The 16749-nt window shown below is 41.8% G+C and carries 15 protein-coding genes; 5 read left to right on the forward strand and 10 right to left on the reverse strand.

Features of this window, described 5'->3' with window-relative positions:
- Positions 1–4: 4 nt before the first annotated feature.
- Both BM099_RS08335 and BM099_RS08340 read right to left on the reverse strand, forming a co-directional pair.
- On the reverse strand, positions 5–3073 hold the full coding sequence (locus tag BM099_RS08335; protein ID WP_218150140.1) for an anti-phage-associated DUF499 domain-containing protein: 3069 nt from the start codon (positions 3071–3073) through the stop codon (positions 5–7).
- Between the two features lie 40 nt (positions 3074–3113).
- On the reverse strand, positions 3114–3323 hold the full coding sequence (locus BM099_RS08340; protein WP_090726656.1) for a type II toxin-antitoxin system antitoxin: 210 nt from the start codon (positions 3321–3323) through the stop codon (positions 3114–3116).
- Between the two features lie 564 nt (positions 3324–3887).
- Between BM099_RS08340 and radC the strand changes: the two genes are divergently transcribed.
- Positions 3888–4364: a RadC family protein gene (gene radC / locus BM099_RS08345; RefSeq protein ID WP_090726657.1), complete on the forward strand. Its 477-nt coding sequence runs from the start codon at positions 3888–3890 to the stop codon at positions 4362–4364.
- 144 nt (positions 4365–4508) lie between these two features.
- Positions 4509–5069, forward strand: a complete 561-nt coding sequence (locus BM099_RS08350; RefSeq protein ID WP_090726660.1) for a tyrosine-type recombinase/integrase — start codon at positions 4509–4511, stop codon at positions 5067–5069.
- A 973-nt stretch (positions 5070–6042) separates the two neighbouring features.
- On the opposite strand, the gene BM099_RS08360 is transcribed toward BM099_RS08350, so the two are convergent.
- The 6 genes from BM099_RS08360 to BM099_RS08385 all read right to left on the reverse strand — a co-directional run bounded on the left by BM099_RS08360 (position 6043) and on the right by BM099_RS08385 (position 13561).
- The gene (locus tag BM099_RS08360) at positions 6043–6315 is read right to left on the reverse strand and encodes a hypothetical protein (RefSeq protein ID WP_090726665.1); all 273 of its coding nucleotides are present in this window, start codon (positions 6313–6315) and stop codon (positions 6043–6045) included.
- Between the two features lie 154 nt (positions 6316–6469).
- On the reverse strand, positions 6470–7186 hold the full coding sequence (locus tag BM099_RS08365) for a hypothetical protein (protein WP_090726668.1): 717 nt from the start codon (positions 7184–7186) through the stop codon (positions 6470–6472).
- A gap of 1541 nt (positions 7187–8727) precedes the next feature.
- Complete coding sequence (locus BM099_RS08370) at positions 8728–9213, reverse strand: GNAT family N-acetyltransferase (protein WP_177201121.1); 486 nt, start codon at positions 9211–9213, stop codon at positions 8728–8730.
- A gap of 115 nt (positions 9214–9328) precedes the next feature.
- Positions 9329–10948, reverse strand: coding sequence for a UvrD-helicase domain-containing protein (locus BM099_RS08375; RefSeq protein WP_090726672.1), 1620 nt, complete (start codon positions 10946–10948; stop codon positions 9329–9331).
- On the reverse strand, positions 10948–12648 hold the full coding sequence (locus tag BM099_RS08380) for an ATP-dependent nuclease (protein ID WP_090726674.1): 1701 nt from the start codon (positions 12646–12648) through the stop codon (positions 10948–10950). Before BM099_RS08380 ends, BM099_RS08375 begins: the two co-directional genes overlap by 1 nt.
- A gap of 532 nt (positions 12649–13180) precedes the next feature.
- Positions 13181–13561, reverse strand: a complete 381-nt coding sequence (locus BM099_RS08385) for a hypothetical protein (protein ID WP_090726676.1) — start codon at positions 13559–13561, stop codon at positions 13181–13183.
- Positions 13562–13921: 360 nt separating this feature from the next.
- On the opposite strand from BM099_RS08385, the gene BM099_RS20880 reads away from it, so the two are divergent.
- Both BM099_RS20880 and BM099_RS20905 read left to right on the forward strand, forming a co-directional pair.
- Complete coding sequence (locus tag BM099_RS20880) at positions 13922–14203, forward strand: carbon storage regulator (protein WP_090726678.1); 282 nt, start codon at positions 13922–13924, stop codon at positions 14201–14203.
- A gap of 398 nt (positions 14204–14601) precedes the next feature.
- A complete protein-coding gene (locus BM099_RS20905) occupies positions 14602–15027 on the forward strand; it encodes a thermonuclease family protein (protein WP_090726679.1) in 426 nt (141 codons plus the stop codon).
- A 395-nt stretch (positions 15028–15422) separates the two neighbouring features.
- On the opposite strand, the gene BM099_RS08400 is transcribed toward BM099_RS20905, so the two are convergent.
- Together BM099_RS08400 and BM099_RS08405 are read right to left on the reverse strand one after the other, a co-directional pair.
- The gene (locus tag BM099_RS08400; protein WP_177201122.1) at positions 15423–15713 is read right to left on the reverse strand and encodes a hypothetical protein; all 291 of its coding nucleotides are present in this window, start codon (positions 15711–15713) and stop codon (positions 15423–15425) included.
- Between the two features lie 159 nt (positions 15714–15872).
- Entirely contained in the window at positions 15873–16073 is a 201-nt protein-coding gene (locus BM099_RS08405) for an AlpA family phage regulatory protein (protein ID WP_090726682.1), read from the reverse strand.
- A 109-nt stretch (positions 16074–16182) separates the two neighbouring features.
- On the opposite strand from BM099_RS08405, the gene BM099_RS20285 reads away from it, so the two are divergent.
- Positions 16183–16434, forward strand: a complete 252-nt coding sequence (locus tag BM099_RS20285) for a hypothetical protein (protein WP_143083749.1) — start codon at positions 16183–16185, stop codon at positions 16432–16434.
- Positions 16435–16749 lie beyond the last annotated feature (315 nt).

Here is a 16749-nt window from a genome sequence, read left to right on the forward strand (position 1 = left end):
GCATTTATTCATATTGCGCGATGTCTCCTGGTCGAAGTTCGATGCCGACTAGTTTTGCGAACTCTTTTGCTTCAAAGCCGTTCTCAAAGTCGATGCCATCTTTGACTGCTATGGCAACGGGCGCATCTGCTTCATTGAGTACATCACGCAAGCTATTCACTATTTTTTCGATCATAGCTGCAGTGATCTGGCGTTCACCAAAACGAATGCCCACGGTGTTTTCTCCCTCTCCAATTTCGATACGCACCCCTTTGAAGTGCGTGGAAGTCTGATCTCGAAAACGGTTGATTACGCCAAATACTTTATCAGTGCTATCGAGTGGAACACGTTTGGTACTGCTCAAACGAGCTGGTTTTGTGTCGTCGATCTGTACCGTTTTATCGCCACTGTGGGGTATTGAAAAATCAGCTGTTTTGGTAGCTTCGCCGGATTTCGCATAAACCAGTAGGCGAGCTACATCGGAGCCTATTTCAAACGGCGCGTAATATGCTTTACCGTCTTTTGGATTGGAGCCATCAAGAGTATAAAGCATCTGCGCGTTTGGCGTGCATTGCAGGGTGATTTTCCGCTTGTCGGCCAAGGGTTCTACTTGGTGACGAATTTTTAAATCCGCTACCCAACGTGTAGCGGTACCGCTTTCATATTTGCCGCTAGGGTCTTTTACCCAGAAGTAAAGCGTGCCTTCACTGGAACTGAAGTTTTCTAAATCATCTATTTGCGGGTCAGTTTCCAAAACTTCTGGCTTTGTTGAATAGTGAATCACTGGGCTTTCACCTGCATTACGCGGTGTTAAGCTAATGCGCGATTCGCCAGTATCCGGATTGGTACTGAGCAGCGATACATTGACACTGGTTTTTTCTTTCGGGTAGGGCCCTTTTTCAATATAACCATCTTCTCCTAAACGCCAGCGCCCTTGTTTAAGCGCTTCTGTTTTAAGGGTATCCATGCCGCCGCTGCCAGGCATCCAGGGCCAACCTGAGTTGCACTTGGCTCTATTAACAACGTCTTTCCATGGCGTGCGACGGTTGTTTGCTCCTGATGGCCATAATTCGGATTCAGCCATAGCAAAATATTGATTGAAATCGTCTTTGAGATCCGCTGCTAGTTTGTAATTTGCGCGTGGGTCGGCCATTAGTTTTTCTATTTGAGTTTCGGCAGACTGATCGCCTTCACCTACTTTTAAGCCATTGTCGATGGTAACTTTGAGAAGTCGCTCAGATCCGTCCATCTCATCAACACCAGGAAAAAGGATCGTGTTGTAGGCTGCCGAAAGTGCTTTGGTAAAGCGGCCTTCGGCTTCTTCAAGCCGGTCTCGCGCTTCTTCATACAGAGTGTCGCCAGCTTTTAAGCGTTTACCAATTTGCTCTATGGCATAAAGCTCGCGCAAACGATCTTCTACGGCATCTGCCATTAGGCTGTCCTGCCCCGTTAGAACCAATAAGTTGTTCTTTTCTTGCTGGAACTCGAAGAAGTTGGTGAGTTCGCTTGGTGGCACTTTGCCATCGGGCTTAATGACGATTAATACACGAGGACCGCTTAGTTTTAATTCGTCCATGCGTGGCAAAATTTGTACTTCTTGATAGGCATTACGTTTGTTGGGTTGCAAAATGCCTTTCAATCGATTGATTAACGCGCCATCTATTTTTGGTTGAGGAATTTCTTTCGCGTTACGTTCGATTTGACGCGATAAGTTTTCCGTTTCTTTTATAAAAAAGCGTTGATCTTCACGATGCAGATACCAAGCCTGCTCACGAAGTTTTTGCATGACATCTAAAAACTCGTCGGCTTTACGATTGGGAGCTGTTAAAAATTCAATAATCTCGCTTTCAGATAGGCCAATTCGGCCGCCAACGGCACGGGATAATGATGATGATAGCAAAAGCGTCATGACTTGCTGTGCTGCATCACTATCAATTTCATCGTCTAACGTTTCAGAAATTGAATTGCCATTGTCTGCAATGTCTCTTGTTACTGCTGGGACTAGTTTTGGAGATATCCGTTCTATTTCGTCTTTAACTTGTTCATCGTTTAAATCGAGATGCTGAGTACCAATAAGAAATACGTCATCGGTTTTACGTTGATCAACGCTTTTCAGTAAGCGTGCGGTAAATTGCATTAATCCGCGTGTTTGACGAAAGCCTTCGTTTTCTTTAAAGAGAGCGACAAGGTGTTTAAATGAAGGGTGGAAGGGATAGGTTTCTCTAACTTGCTCCGCAATCTGCTCAATGCTCGATGCTATGATGTACCCGCCATCTTCAGCCTTTTTGATTTGTTGTGCATACTCTTCCGCGATTTCACTGATGACATGTTCATCTGGCATTTCATCAATCAGGCGCTTTTTTAGTATTTCATAAATTTCATTACCCGACAGTTGAACCGGGGTAATGGTCATTGATTGACGACGGGTTTCTTGCTGAAGGTTAGAGATTGAATCCGTCAGTGCTTTTGTTTGCGCTTTATAGCTGCCTGATAAGTTTGCAATGACAATACAACAATTTGGCAATTCCAGTGCGGCGCTCATTAATGCGCTTAAGCTGTATACCACCATGTTTGCCAGTGTGCCTGAACCATAGACCTGTGTACTTGCATTATCTAAGTACGGAGGTAACTCATCGATCATAATTAGTGTCGGGGTATCACCAATAATGTCTTTCCACTTTTGTTGGTCAACGGATTTAGGGCCGTTGATCCAGTACTCTTTAATTTCTTCAGCAGCACCGAGTTGTGTTGCAATTTCGCCCCAAATATAATTATCAGGGTTATTTCGACCATTGAATGCAGCAATACGAGCATTGCCAAAATCTATGCGGTTATTCAGGTCTTCGGGCAGAACGCCTGGTCGCAGGTGAGCGTGTTTGGCCAACAAACCTAAGGCGATCATCATGTGTGTTTTACCGCCCCCCATGGCTTGGGTGAGTTCAAACACGGCTTGGTCGGACTTACCTGACAACCTCAACATTCCTTCACGAAAAAGCTGGTCCATCCCGTGAGTTATGAAGTTACGTAAGAAGAATTCGCTACCATCGCCAGCATCCGTAATAAGATCCGCCAGGTTCTCGATTCCTTGGCTCATTCTGTAATCCTTAACAACAGGATTAAAACTACATGCCTGTTTAACCGTCTTGATCATTATGAACATTCTCCGTGTTGTTCTGATTTTTGGAAGTATTTATAGCTATACCGTTTTTCTCGCAATGTTCTAAAATCATCACTTCTACCATGTTTGCGATAGACCGATGATCTGCTTGAGCAGCTGCGCGCAACGCTTCCTTCAATTTTGGATCAACTCTTATGGTCAGCGTCGCAGTTTTGGTGGTAGCCATCATACTCTCCGAAAAGACTGCAAATGTACTGCAACATACATCATTAAAATAGGTACATCAACGACTACAACTTTAAGTATCTATTTGATATAAGCAACACCGATAAAAATCACCTCCTCCGATACGATTCAAACATTTTTCAGATACATATTACCTCTATGCAATGGCTATCAAAGCCACTGTTGAGTGTAGTCGACAAGCTTAAAACGGCATCGACAGCTCACCATTATTTAGTCAATAAAGGAGGCTTTATGCCGTTCGCATTTTTCGCCGGTTTTATAACGGGTGCGGGAATCTATTTCGCCATTAAGGAGAGCACTAATGTTCGCACTGTTAGCCGCTAAACCGGTAACTGAACTTTTCGTACTGGGGGTTATTGCTGGCTACAACTGGGCTAAAAGCCTGGATTAGCGCTTAGTTAACTAACCCGCTACAAAACCATTCTTAACCATCGCGATAGAAGTGGACTCCAACAGTCCACTTCCCTTTCAACGCTGTATTCAATTTTTACCGATAGCGGCGTTAAGTCCGCCCTACCCGCTATCCAATAAAAGGATTCTGACTATGCAAAACAGATCACAACCGGTCTATGTGACAGAGGGACCGTTAACTACCCATCAAGTCCTGGAGAAAGCCTCTTCTATCTTGGCTGAGCAATTTACTGAATCGGATGTTTATTCCGAACCAACGAAAACCAAGGAGTTTCTGGAATTTAAACTCGCTCACTACGAGCGAGAAGTTTTCGGCATCATGTTGCTGGATAACCGTCATCGACTGATCGATTACAAAGAGTTGTTCTTCGGTACGATTGACGCTGCGAGCATCTATCCCAGAGAGGTCGTGAAGGCCGTACTAGCTGATAATGCAGCTGCTGTCATCTTTGCGCACAATCATCCCTCAGGCGTAGCTGAGCCCTCTACCGCAGATAAATTGATAACCAAAAGGCTGGTGGATGCATTACAACTAATTGATGTTCGTGTGCTCGATCACATCATCGTGGGTCAGACATCGTTTTCATTTGCAGAACGAGGGTTACTGTAAGTACAAACCACCAGCCGGCATAAAACCAAGTTCCCAATTTAGTCTTTTGGGAACTTTACAAGCCCCGTCACATAAGGCTTTGCGGGATTTACTGCCTCCGAAGTACTCATAACTACCCTCTCAACAGAAAAAAGGAACTTAGACATGGCTGAAGTTCTTGCGGTTAAAAATGTTGATACGATCAAACTGATTAGCCACCTATTAGAGATACGACATAGCAAACAGATGTCGGATATCTGGAATATAGGTATAAACCTGGCATTACGTATATCTGACTTACTGTCTATTAAGTTTAATGACATATCAGAGGATCGATTAATTATTCAAGAATCCAAAACAGGCAAAATAGCCAGCATACAGCTCAACCCGAAAGCACTCGAGATCATCCATCGAATACGTCAGGAGCACCCATCCCATATTTATCTCTTTCAGTCATATCGTAATAAACAAGCAATTAATCGTATCCCAAGACCTCTAACACGACGCGCCGTCGGTAAAGCATTTGCGTCGATTGGAGAAGAAGTAAAGTTAGACCTTGGAACGCATTCAATGAGAAAGACCCGAGGTTATCACCTCTATCAAAGCACAAAGGATATAGCTCGGGTGATGCAGATGCTCCGACACAGCTCTGAAAGAGTGACTTTGAGGTATATCGGTGTAACACAGGATGATATTGATAAAGACTTTAAAGAATTGGTCTTGTAAGTAACAGCCGGCATTATGTCGGCTGTTACTTCATGCCAGGCTAGATACTAGTGAACGAGTGCTCTCGCGTTCATATTCCATTTTTTTTTTGAAATGTAGCCCATGAAGCAAATACATTAGATAATTTGTAGTAGCCATCAGACTTGATTTGGCACTTGGGTGTATCAGTGATAGATTAAATCTGACAGCTGTCGACCCAAGTGTTCTTTCTAGCCGGGGGCACTCAATTACAAAACGGATGAAAGATCATGGAAGATGTTGCGACAAAGCGCATCATCTTACGTAAAAGAAAATCTGGGCCTAGAAGTAGGCTGGATTAATTAAGTAAACTGTCCCCGGATCCTCTGTCCCCGGATCCTCACAAAAATCCAGGGGATTAATTAAGTATTATCCAATGCTTATTTAAAGTCTCAAGGGCTTTATGCACTACGTGATGGTTGGATCAAGCTTCACCATTCTCAGTGAAACGCCCTGTGCGGATCTGATGCAGGGTGTTGTGGGGGCTGAGGGTTAGATACCTTCGGCTACCCGATTAGATGTTGCTTCCGCCATAATTTTTTCCGGTTGTAAAAATTACGAAGTGGTTTTCATAAATTGGTACGTTCTGCCTTCGGCCTTCAGAGCCTCAATCGATTTGCCTTGACATCCCTTGCTAGATTGAGAGTGCCCTCCGTAATCTAAATAAGTTGTATCCGGGTTAAATCTAACGTATCTGAATTCAGTCGAGTACACCTGCGAGTACCATGCTGGACCTGAAGTGTCTCGCGGTGCGCCATGGAGAACATACAATGCATTCCACGCGTTTCCGCAATTAATTGCGTGAGGCCATTTTATATTTGGTTCGTACCTAGAACTTAGAGCATTGATTTTTTCTTCAACCGTAACCAAGCGCTTTACCGCTTCTGGGTCAGATGCGGTATTAATTAGTTGTTGAATAAGCTTTATCTTCTTTTCTGCCTCGGTTCCTCCAAGATTATTTACGTTCTCGAAAAGTTTGTCTAATTCCGCAGAGATCTCCAAAAATTTTTTTATTATGCTCCTCGAGGTTTTTTAAGCTTTCAGCATTACCTGTTTTCAGCTTCTCTAATTCTTTACGCTCTTGTTCTAGTTCGGCTCTTGTTTTTCCGATGTCTTCGGCCGCAGACATAAATCTGTGATTCAGTTCATTTACCCCAATTACCGACAAGAGGACGCCCACCAAGATACCGGCGGCTCCAGTAAGGACACTTTTTTGATTTTCATCCAACGTTCTGTCTCCTGATAGCTTAATCTTGAATACATTTAGAATTTCACTCAGAGCAAATTAGCTGGCATTACATCTAACGCTTGCAGCAGGGGACGCGAAGTGAGGAACGAGCGAAGCGTTCCCGCTGACTGCACTTGTTATGCATAGCCATGATCTACACCTCCTTAATAATTATGCTAAGGCCTGTGCTATCTGACTCGTATGTTCTGTCAGATCCACATCCGACAATAAAGCGGACTTTATCACCAGCTTCAACATCTCGTTCAATATCAAAGGGGGCTTCTGATCCTGCACCAAACCCAGCAACATTACCTTCCCACAGCGGGGTGTTTTCGTTTAGCACTATGCGTGCACTGGTAGTAGTGCCAGTTTTTTCATTATTAAGGCCTTCGAATGCCCCTTTTATACTGACCCTAATATCACTTGGTGACACCCATTGAAGGGTGCTGTGAGAGCACGTCTTACCAGGGTGCAGGACAAGTTTTGTCGTGGGAAAATAAAAGGCACCACCTTTAAAAGAACGTTTTTCACCAGAGTTGTTTTTGACGATGCTTAGCCCTGGCTCTGCTTCGCCTGGCAGCCACATTTGTAACCCATTTTCAATTTTGTGGAGTTCAAACATGCGAAACTGATTTTCATCACTACGTATGTATCCATAGCTCCAGTCCTTAGATGGATTGCTAGATATTGAAAAATCAGTTATAGCGTTGGACTCGTATGATTGTGAAACGGGGAAAGGACCAATAAGTTCAAGAAGCCGCTCTTTTAAAATCAGTAGAGAAGATACTATTGCAATTAACCCCAATATTAATGCATGCACTTTGGTAAAGGGGCGCTTTTCATGTGATTTTTCGGGTGAATTATTGGCCATGGTTTACCTCCTTAAGTAATGCATAACAGTCTGTTTATGAGGAACGGTCCTAATAATAATTATTATCAGGAATCCTTATAATTCCGCGAATAATTCCTCACAAACTCTAGTTTCCTGATATTTATAAAAAATAATACACACGGAACTCCCCCAAAAAATTAATAGGGAAAGAATAACGAAGTTCTTATTGAGTTCCTGCACAACAGGCTAAGCGCTAAGCCTCACTGGCACTCTTTACTTCTTATAACTAGACCTACAAGTTACGTGCCAATAGTCTTTATTACCTAAAAGTTTGAAATAAATGAAAATATTTAATAGGACCTCATCCTATATTTACCTAAGTGGGTCAAAATACCCCCAACATTTTCAATAGATAACTACAACAGCTTGATCTTTTGAAGATCAATCAAAGGGTTACTGATGAGCGGAGCAGGGGCATAAACAACCCAGCTATTGTAGGTAACAAAGCAAGTTATATTTATTACGTAAATGACACATAAAAAGGTGTCGATGGAATTTTAGGGACGTATTAGATGTGCTTTTAACGCCTTCTAAGCGACGCGATATAGCTGCCTAAATAGCGAGGAATGGGCACTGCCAGCTGATATATGACGGCTCCTGGCACCCACCTGCCTAAACGCTTGACCTTGCTCCATTCAGAACCATTTTAGGCGCTTTCGACCCCAAGGAGACATTAACGCCGCGTTAAGTAGTGAGCAAGGCTACCACCTAACCTAGACCATTACTCCGTAAACACAAAATCCAACGATGGAATGAAAAATGCCATGCGTTGGGAATCTGTCTTAAACGCTTTGTGTACGCCCAGCATGGGCATGAACTAATGAGGTGAAAGTCCTCTGTAGGAAGGTCACCATCCATAGCGATTTATATCGCCATTAGATGTTAACTACTAGCGAATGGCAAGGGCTTAACCGTGAGGTTTGGTCTGGAGGAAGCCGGACGCAAAACTGCGAGCTGATGAACAAAAACATCATATGAGGCGTAGGCTGGAGGCGAGTTGGCACAAGACGACGAAGCCATGTGATCTAACGGCCACCGTAAATGATGCAGTTGCGCAGGGACAGTTCATGCTCTTATCTGGGGAGATCTGCTTAACAAGCGATCGGTAAATTACCAGTTCTCAGCCACTGGTTTCAACAGGCTCGGCAAGCAGGCCTCATCCTCCTACTTGAGCAAACACGATGAAAACCGGTAGCGCTTTGTGGGGCAACCCGCTGAGTGATTAAGCAGAAGTCAGCAGACGGCATAGTAACCAAACGCTCACCGTAATGGGTGAGACAGGGTGAAGGCCTGAACCTGAAAATCAGTGAGGAGCCTGCGTAGCTCAACTGTTTCATGCCCGACCGGGTTGAGAAACATTGGCGCAAAAGCAGAAACCAGCATTGGAGTTAGTTGGAGCTAATCGGCCAGCTTACTTTAAATATTTTCAAGAAACGCCCTGTGCGGATCCGGTGTGCTTGCATACCCGAAGGGTACAGGGTGTTGTAGGGGCCGAGGGTTAGAGACCCTCGGCTACCTGATTATGACGATATACCGAATAAGCCTAAGTTGTAATCTCCATTTCCACTTTGATAATCATCGCCTAGTTTCTCAAAATTTGTTCTGGTAAATATTTTGTGCATTCCTAAATTATCAGATCTAGTTGTCGCATAACACCCGTGACTACTTATTTCTTCTATTAATGCATTTACTATTTGAGTAGAAAAACCTTTTCTTCTGTGTGACTTAGACACAAAAATCCAACCTGCTTCATATTTATACTTACTTAGTAATTCTGAAACTCCCGCCTTTTCAAAAACACCTTTTTGGTAAGTGTCTCGAGGAACTTTAATTGCTCCAGTTGCAGCTAACTCACCATCAACTTTCAAAAAAATCAAACGATGAGCCCCTAGCATTAAATTTCGAAATCCAGCAGCTTGAACTTCACCTGCTTCAACTACAATTTTTTCGAAATAATTTAATTCTGCTAACTCACAGTCATTTGGTAATTTAACTTCAATCTGCATACTCATCCTTTCGTCATAACGCTTCAAACACCGGCACCGTTCACGGTGTCCGAGTGCTTTGACTTGATACTTATTTAGACTGCTCACAATAAGCTCTTTTACTTTTTCAATCTTTCTAAGTGATTGATTGGTATAACCCTTCAAGTTGAGGTAAACCTAGAAAATAAGATGGCCTTGAATTTCCGTAGTTTCCTTGCGCGTTTCTGCGTAACGACGTACGAATTAAAATGCAGCATAACTCAGCTCTCGTAACCCCAACATAATGCAGGTTAGTATCTTCGGCTAGGCTTGGGTAGTTAATGTCATCCCAGTTATCACCTGGAATTCTATGTGGAAAAGACCACTCTTCCATATCTAAATGCAATATTATTTTGAATTCTAGGCCTTTAGATTTATGAAGTGTCATTAACTGAACTTCATCTTTAGCTATTGGCTTGAACAGCTTAACCCATGTATCTTTGCTCCAGATAAGCCTCACAGCATCATTTTCTTCTTCAAATTCATCAAACCCGATTAGTTCAAGTAAGCCGTTACTCTTCTCAATGAAAGCCTCTAGTATAGCTTCTGCTCGGATACCCTTTAACTGTCTTCGTATGTCTGCCATATTTCTCGCTGGCAGTTGAAAGAAATACTTTTCTATTACGTCCTGAGCGGTTGGAATAGCTCCGTACTTATATAATAGCAAATCTGAATAAACGTCAGCACATTCAGTTCCTATGTCATTGAGGGGGCTGTCAGTATATAGTCGGTGATTATGGGTTAAACCAGTTGAAAATTCTCTTAACGATATCTCCTTCTTAGCTAGGATAGCTACATCAGATGCATTGTTAATTGTGTTTTTTTCTAACCAATCGTCTATCCATGGTGAAACATGTTCTGCAGCATTTTTTAAGCTTCCATTAATAAGACGCCGAAACACATAAATATCATCTTCATGAGCTATCAATTTGTATCCCGGATCAAGAACACGGGAAGCATAATTAACAATTGATGGGTGGCATCTATGGTTTAAGTCGAGTTCAAAGTGCTGAAAGTTAGCATTGTCTTCGGTTAAGGCTAGCAAGAATTCTGGCTGACTTCCCCTGAATTGATATATCGACTGGTCAATGTCTCCAACTGCCGTTGCGATTAATCCAAGCTCTTTTATTTTTATGAATAGTTCATGCTGAGCTTGAGACGAGTCTTGGTATTCATCGATAAAAACATGCGAGTAACGTGCTCTTATATAGCGCCGTGCGGAAACCGAGTTGTTAAGAATGAATAATGACAATGCAGCAAAACTACTCATCCACAATATACCTGCATCGTATAATGCTTTAAAACCAGCATCAGAACTAAGTTCATCACAAGTGGGTGAATTGTATTTTCCTGATAAGTAAAGTTGCTGATGAGAGTCTAGTTCCTTAACTATCTTACAATCAGACGGTTTGCCATACCATATTCGACCTAAAAATGGCAATATCAATTCTTTCAAGCAAAAGCTATCTATTGTGCCGAAAAAGCTCAGCTTTGTGTCGTGAGCATTCTCTTTACAGCGCTTCTTAAGCTCCTCACTCGCTTTTTTCGTAAAAGTAATAGCAATTACACCTTTATGGCTAGATAGATTCGGTGTAATCCCTCGGATTTTTTCCTTCATCACGGTGGTTTTTCCGCTACCAGGGCAAGCTGTAATGACAATACTATCTTCACAGTCAATCGCCGCCTGCTGCTGCAGTGTTGGATTAAAAGTGCTCATTAATAAGACCTTCTCATCTCTACTAGCTTGTGCAATGGTTTTGCTAATTCACCTCTATTCAGCTTATGAAGATCTCTTGAAATAGATTTAAGCAACTTTCTCATCCTTAGCGCTTTTTTTCCTTGAAGGTACTTGATTGCGGAATCATCGTCAGATTTTCCAACCGCTGTTTGTACTTCATCAGATAGTTCTTCAACTAAATCAGTTTCTAAATCAACTTTAGATAAAAATATTCCTTTGTCATTCAGCAGATCAGAAGCGGTTTGCCACTCTCCATTGTCCACAGTATCTTGAGGAGAAAACTCGGTATAGCCTCTATCGAATGGGTCTTCTCCTATAAGACTTAAACAACGATTAATGCCTGCATGCTGCCATTCATTTTTACCTGATATCTTTGAAACATCGTTATCAGTTCTCATCATCCATGGAATTTGAAGCGCATCGAGTATAGATATGAATACTTTAAAAGAAATACCGTCGACGGAAAGGATTGACAAGTTCTCAAAATCAAGATCAATACTCAAGGCTTTAGATAGTGACTGATAAAAGAGCATTTCAGATGGCCCCTCGACTAAGAATATACCGTCAGAGAAAAATGCTTCAGCTGGCAAAATACTCATTCTGTAACTCATATCTTCCCAACCTGACTCAATACAATCTGAACATCCCTCACTAGCAGCTAGCGTTGATGAATTTTGGTGAAGTAACCGTATGATAGAGTCAGGCGAAAAATTAACAGTTATCTGTGGTGAGTGGGAAGAAATAATCGTTTGACCGGGCAACTCATCAATTAAATAAGTTGCCAACTTTCTCTGTTGATGAGGGTGCAAATGTGCTTCTGGTTCTTCGATAACATAGAAGATAACTTCGTTTTCTAAATCATGTTCTTGTGCACTTTTTGCTTTCCATAAAGCTAACAGTATTTGATTATTTCGCCCATCTCCACCGAGCATCACGTTAGAGCCATTGGTATTAGCACCAAGCTGTAGCTTTTCTATAAAGTCATTTACCTGAATTGCACCCGTATCAAGTTGCACCTCATAATTAGCATAATGATGAGCTAACTTCTTTAGTTCGTCATTAACGTCATTCATTGCTTTATCTACATAAACCAATTGAGACACTTTATCATTGAGATTTTCTAAGTCACTACTGATCTCAGCAAGTAAATCATCATCTTCTTGCTTCTCATCGTCAGAAAGTGACTCTTGAGCAATTTTTAACAGCTGCCGCTTTTCTTTACGGATGAACCTTTCTAAATCACGTTGAGACTCAATATATTTTAAGTGCATGTGTTTTAGATAAAAACGACTGTTTATTTCTTGTAGATCATCAACTGAAGGACCAACAAATAGTTTATAACTTAGGCTGCTACGTACTGCGGTATATCGTAAAAAGGTTTCATTATTTTCACTAACGCTTCCCTTAAGAACCGAAATAACAGCGTCTTCGGTGATATCTGAAAACTTAACGGTAATTGATATTTCGTCGCTAACACCGGTCGGATTAATATGAAAATCAAGCTCACTCGGCTCGATATCCACTTCAGATAAGCTTTTGTCTAATAGTATTCTTAATGCATGGAGTAAATTGCTTTTCCCCACATCGTTAGCGCCAATAATTAAAGTGTTCTTGTTAAAGTTAATATTCGAATTGGAAAAATTTCTAAATCCTTCTAAATGCACCTTACTTATTTTCAATTCTCTTTCCTTAATAGACAATGGCAGAGCTAATCTAATTACTATCTTGAAACTCATTGCTGTGTATCTGCAAATGACGTGTAACAATTAAGCAGTTATGCGGATGACATCGCCATCGACATAACTGTCTGTTGAACTGAACCTTGATCACTAGGGAATTTGCTTTTTAACGGTTTGTTTTCCCTGTGAACCCTGTGGAGTGTCACGTACTGTTATCAGCTTCCCAGCGGCCACAGATACATGTCTCAGTTCACTTTTTTATCGCTCTTGATGCTTGTTTTACCCTTTCGCTTGCCAATAGACAAGCCTTGATCCTCGGGCGTCCCTGATAAAGGTCCGATTACCCCACAATGCTGATTCAGGGCGTTCAGAGGGTTCACTTCTCATCTGCGTATGAATCGTCACCTGTTCTCTAGACTCTTATCCAACCGTTTTTCGAATTGGTTTTCATACTCTATAGGCGCTGAATAGCGCCATATTTGTTGAACCTAACTTGGCTAGAAACAGAAGAGCCAAAAAAAACATCGTCTATTTATATATAGGTTACTTTATTACCGCTAATTACAATTATGTCTTCTCCCACAAGCCTTTCAATTAAAGCTTCAATATCCTTATCTTCTATCCCACCTTGAAATTGAAACATCGCACCTATGAAATTCATAAGTGATTGTTTTTTTGATGGTTTAGACTTAAGAAGTCTTTCCTTCACATAAGCAACAGCATCCATATTTTTGGAATCAACTGATTCTTGATTTTTCTTTTCTTGTGGTTGCTCAACAATGTAAGCGATTCGCTTATCAGGATTAAGGCTTTCTTCCTCCTTAATCGCTGCTTGAATTAAGTACTGTGCCAGCTTCATTTTTTCACGGTATGTAAGCTTGTCTGATGCAAGCCGGATTATTTCATAACTCATTCCAAAAAACCTTATAGGGGTCTAAAGTCCAAATGGACAGAAACATACGCTAAGCTATAAGCTTCTGATATATCCCAACATTATAGATATCAAAATATAGTCTTAAATTGAGTTTTTTATATCACTTTCTGATTATTTACAGAAAAAATCTAAGATTCGTGTTTCGGAACCGAAACTGGCACTGAGGTTAAGCGGATGTGATCCGCTATATTAGAATCCTCTAAAATTCCGTTTTTGGCACGAACCTGCCAGTAACCCCTTGAGAATCCATTAGCGCCAAACCCAACATTATGCAGGTTTATTAGGATAAGCTATTATTTATGGAGTTTAAGGATTTTCACAAAACAAGGATGTTAGAAAATGCAGATATTTACACAAGAAAGTGGCAGTTCTTTGATGATTGGTGATGATGTCACTGTCACAGTTTTAGCGTTAAAGGGTAAGGCTGTACTTCTTGGCACTGAAGCTCCAAAAGACATACCTGTACATCGTAACGAGCTTTATCAACGCATACATGGCTTAGACAGCAATAGATCTGGTGATGTTTGGATATACACCGCGCCAAAAGCCGTATTAAGATTGTTATCCAACAAATTACGTCAAGAATCAGTCATAAACACTTCTGTTCACTTTCGAAAGTGAACAGAAGTGTTTATGACTGTCATTCGTCTCTTGTAACACTCCAGAGACTGCATTCTTATAGATTTTAAGGGTCTAGATCAGTGGGGAAAAAATTGTCTTATAAGCCTTATTGGTTAGGAAAATAGTTCGGTAATCAATTTCAAGAGGTAGGCCTAGATGATTCAGGACTTGTACTGGTCAGCACTAACAAACAGCCAACAATACTCGCTTGGCATCATGCCAGCAGTAAAGTCCGCCATACACCCGGCATTATGTTCTACAAGGTGGTATTTGAATCAGCTGGAAATACAATCTCCGTTGGGAGGTTACAGAAAAGCAACGCGTTAACGTTGTCGTCGGTATTTATAGAAAATATTACACCTATCATTCCTTAACTACCGCAAAGGTACTCAGCAAAAATGATTCTTGGGCTCGCTTTAGTCATCGCTATAACAGACGGTGACACTATCAAAGTACTCGACGCTTCCAACGTCCAACATAAAGTCCGTCTAGCTTCTATCGACGCACCTGAGCGTAAGCAACCGTATGGTACAAAGTCGAAACAGGAACTAGCTTCGCTGGTGGGTAAACGACGTGTAACCCTAGACTGCCCAAGCGTCGACAGATACAAACGTCTCATCTGCACAGTGTGGTCTGGTGGTGAGGACGTGAACCGCCTTATGGTCGACCGTGGGGCTGCGTGGGTCTACCGCCAATACTACAAGGGTACTGATTATTACGAAGCTGAGAAGGCCGCACAAAGTCAACAGCGAGGACTTTGGAAGACGTCTGAGTACCAAGCAATGCCACCTTGGGAATGGCGTAAAGCTAAACGGCAGAAATGACTGAACTTCGAGGTATACGGAGGTAAATTAACTATTAATACCATACGAATGCACTTAAAAATTCTTTCAAGGATAGGACCCAATACGCCCCTATGATTAAGCTTATCAAAAGTGGCCATATTGCAGACTTAGCATCCTGCGCAAAAGACCTTACGCAAGAAGACATACGTCAGGCATTTCCCCCCTCAATCACAGACAAAATTTTGTTTGCCACCGTATTGTATATCACAAACCAAAAACAGGGTGCCAGTGCATTAGGGTTAAGTTAGGTTAGGTTAGGTTAGGTAGCTATAAAAACCCGAATTGACTGAACGTGAACACTTAGGGCAAAAAGACTGGGGCCCCAATGCGGCCCCCCCCCCCTGGTGTTAACATTCGATCAGAACCGTTCAACTTCAGCGGTATGCGCTACGCGCTATTAACCGTTGCGTAATTCCCATATGAAATGAATATGCTTCGTCAGCTGACAAATAATATGCGGCTTGCGGATACAAATTCATTGGTCCTAAGTCGCCATGTACGACCCACCAAGAACTGTCTTCAGTTTTTACATTCCAAACGTGTATTTCAACACCAAGATCGTTAAAAGTTTGTTCAACCTGCATAAACTTAATATTATCTAAACCATTACCTTTTAAATATTTCGTGATTTTTTCTTTAATTTCTTTTCTATATTTGGGAGTCATAATTAATTCCTAAAACTGATTAATGCACGAGAAAAATATAACAGCTTATTCAAGAACTTTTAGCTAAGTCCAAATTACCCATGCACACTACCGTAGTGAAAAGTCATTATTTAGAAGGAGGAATAACCTCATCCTAACTAAGTGGTGTTACTTGAGCAGTTAGGCCTGCCGATCCCTTTCAGCAATTCTCTCTTCTATCCATTGGCGAATCTCACCGTCAACCCAACCAACTGCCTTATGTCCGAGTGAAACAGGGGATGGGAAAAGATGCTCATTTATCTTCCGGTAAATGCTCGACCGCGAAAGCCCTGTGCGAACAATGACCTCGCCTAGTTTGATTATTGTTACTCTGTTATCCATTGATCCATCTCCCTGCCTTTAATAAGCCCCCTTGCAACTTTTTCCTGTTAAGCTGTCTTGAAATGACTCGCCAGTCCCAGTAGATCGTTAGTAATAGAGGTGTTAATCCATGACTTTTGTGCAGCTTTCCCTGGCTGGCGTTAAGTCTGTTATACCGCTTTTCTTCTGTTTTACGGCCAAGCCCTACAGCCTCTTTGACCGAAAAAACGACTTTTTTACACGTTATCTTTCTCATCTGCTTTTTCTCTCTTGCTTCATATTAAGTATGCCTATAGTGCATTGTGGCGTCGGTAAGGGCTTTAGTGCTGCTGACAAGAATAAATACTTAAGCAGGTGTGTTGATTTAAATGCTATTTTGTGATTTTTAAATTTAATGCAAGCGTAACGAAATGTTTACTTCTACCGTGAGCAAGGTGGGGGGTACTAGATAAAAAAGGTGGATGCACCTGGAATGGATTTTAAACTGGGCATATACCGCAGGGGTGGGAGGCTTTAATCCACCTAGCTGCTTACAAATACGGCTACCATATCAATTAAGTTATCTAGGAGTTTGTTCGGTAGGGACACAGGGATTAGCCTGCTTCGGATAGATGTGGGGTTATGGTTTTACCCTGATTTTTCGACCGCCTCGTAGAAGTGGATAATCTACGTCTGCAAAGCACATACAGGTCCAATT

Source organism: Neptunomonas qingdaonensis (genome assembly GCF_900113275.1).
Taxonomy (GTDB): Bacteria; Pseudomonadota; Gammaproteobacteria; order Pseudomonadales; family Balneatricaceae; genus Neptunomonas; species Neptunomonas qingdaonensis.

Excerpts from the sequence above, each read along its gene's own strand:
- BM099_RS08335 (WP_218150140.1), bottom strand. The coding sequence starts at position 3,073 with ATGAGCCAAGGAATCGAGAACCTGGCGGATCTTATTACGGATGCTGGC.
- BM099_RS08340 (WP_090726656.1), bottom strand. The coding sequence starts at position 3,323 with ATGGCTACCACCAAAACTGCGACGCTGACCATAAGAGTTGATCCAAAA.
- radC (WP_090726657.1), top strand. The coding sequence starts at position 3,888 with ATGCAAAACAGATCACAACCGGTCTATGTGACAGAGGGACCGTTAACT.
- BM099_RS08350 (WP_090726660.1), top strand. The coding sequence starts at position 4,509 with ATGGCTGAAGTTCTTGCGGTTAAAAATGTTGATACGATCAAACTGATT.
- BM099_RS08365 (WP_090726668.1), bottom strand. The coding sequence starts at position 7,186 with ATGGCCAATAATTCACCCGAAAAATCACATGAAAAGCGCCCCTTTACC.
- BM099_RS08370 (WP_177201121.1), bottom strand. The coding sequence starts at position 9,213 with ATGCAGATTGAAGTTAAATTACCAAATGACTGTGAGTTAGCAGAATTA.
- BM099_RS08375 (WP_090726672.1), bottom strand. The coding sequence starts at position 10,948 with ATGAGCACTTTTAATCCAACACTGCAGCAGCAGGCGGCGATTGACTGT.
- BM099_RS08385 (WP_090726676.1), bottom strand. The coding sequence starts at position 13,561 with ATGAGTTATGAAATAATCCGGCTTGCATCAGACAAGCTTACATACCGT.
- BM099_RS20880 (WP_090726678.1), top strand. The coding sequence starts at position 13,922 with ATGCAGATATTTACACAAGAAAGTGGCAGTTCTTTGATGATTGGTGAT.
- BM099_RS20905 (WP_090726679.1), top strand. The coding sequence starts at position 14,602 with ATGATTCTTGGGCTCGCTTTAGTCATCGCTATAACAGACGGTGACACT.
- BM099_RS08400 (WP_177201122.1), bottom strand. The coding sequence starts at position 15,713 with ATGACTCCCAAATATAGAAAAGAAATTAAAGAAAAAATCACGAAATAT.
- BM099_RS08405 (WP_090726682.1), bottom strand. The coding sequence starts at position 16,073 with ATGGATAACAGAGTAACAATAATCAAACTAGGCGAGGTCATTGTTCGC.
- BM099_RS20285 (WP_143083749.1), top strand. The coding sequence starts at position 16,183 with ATGACTTTTGTGCAGCTTTCCCTGGCTGGCGTTAAGTCTGTTATACCG.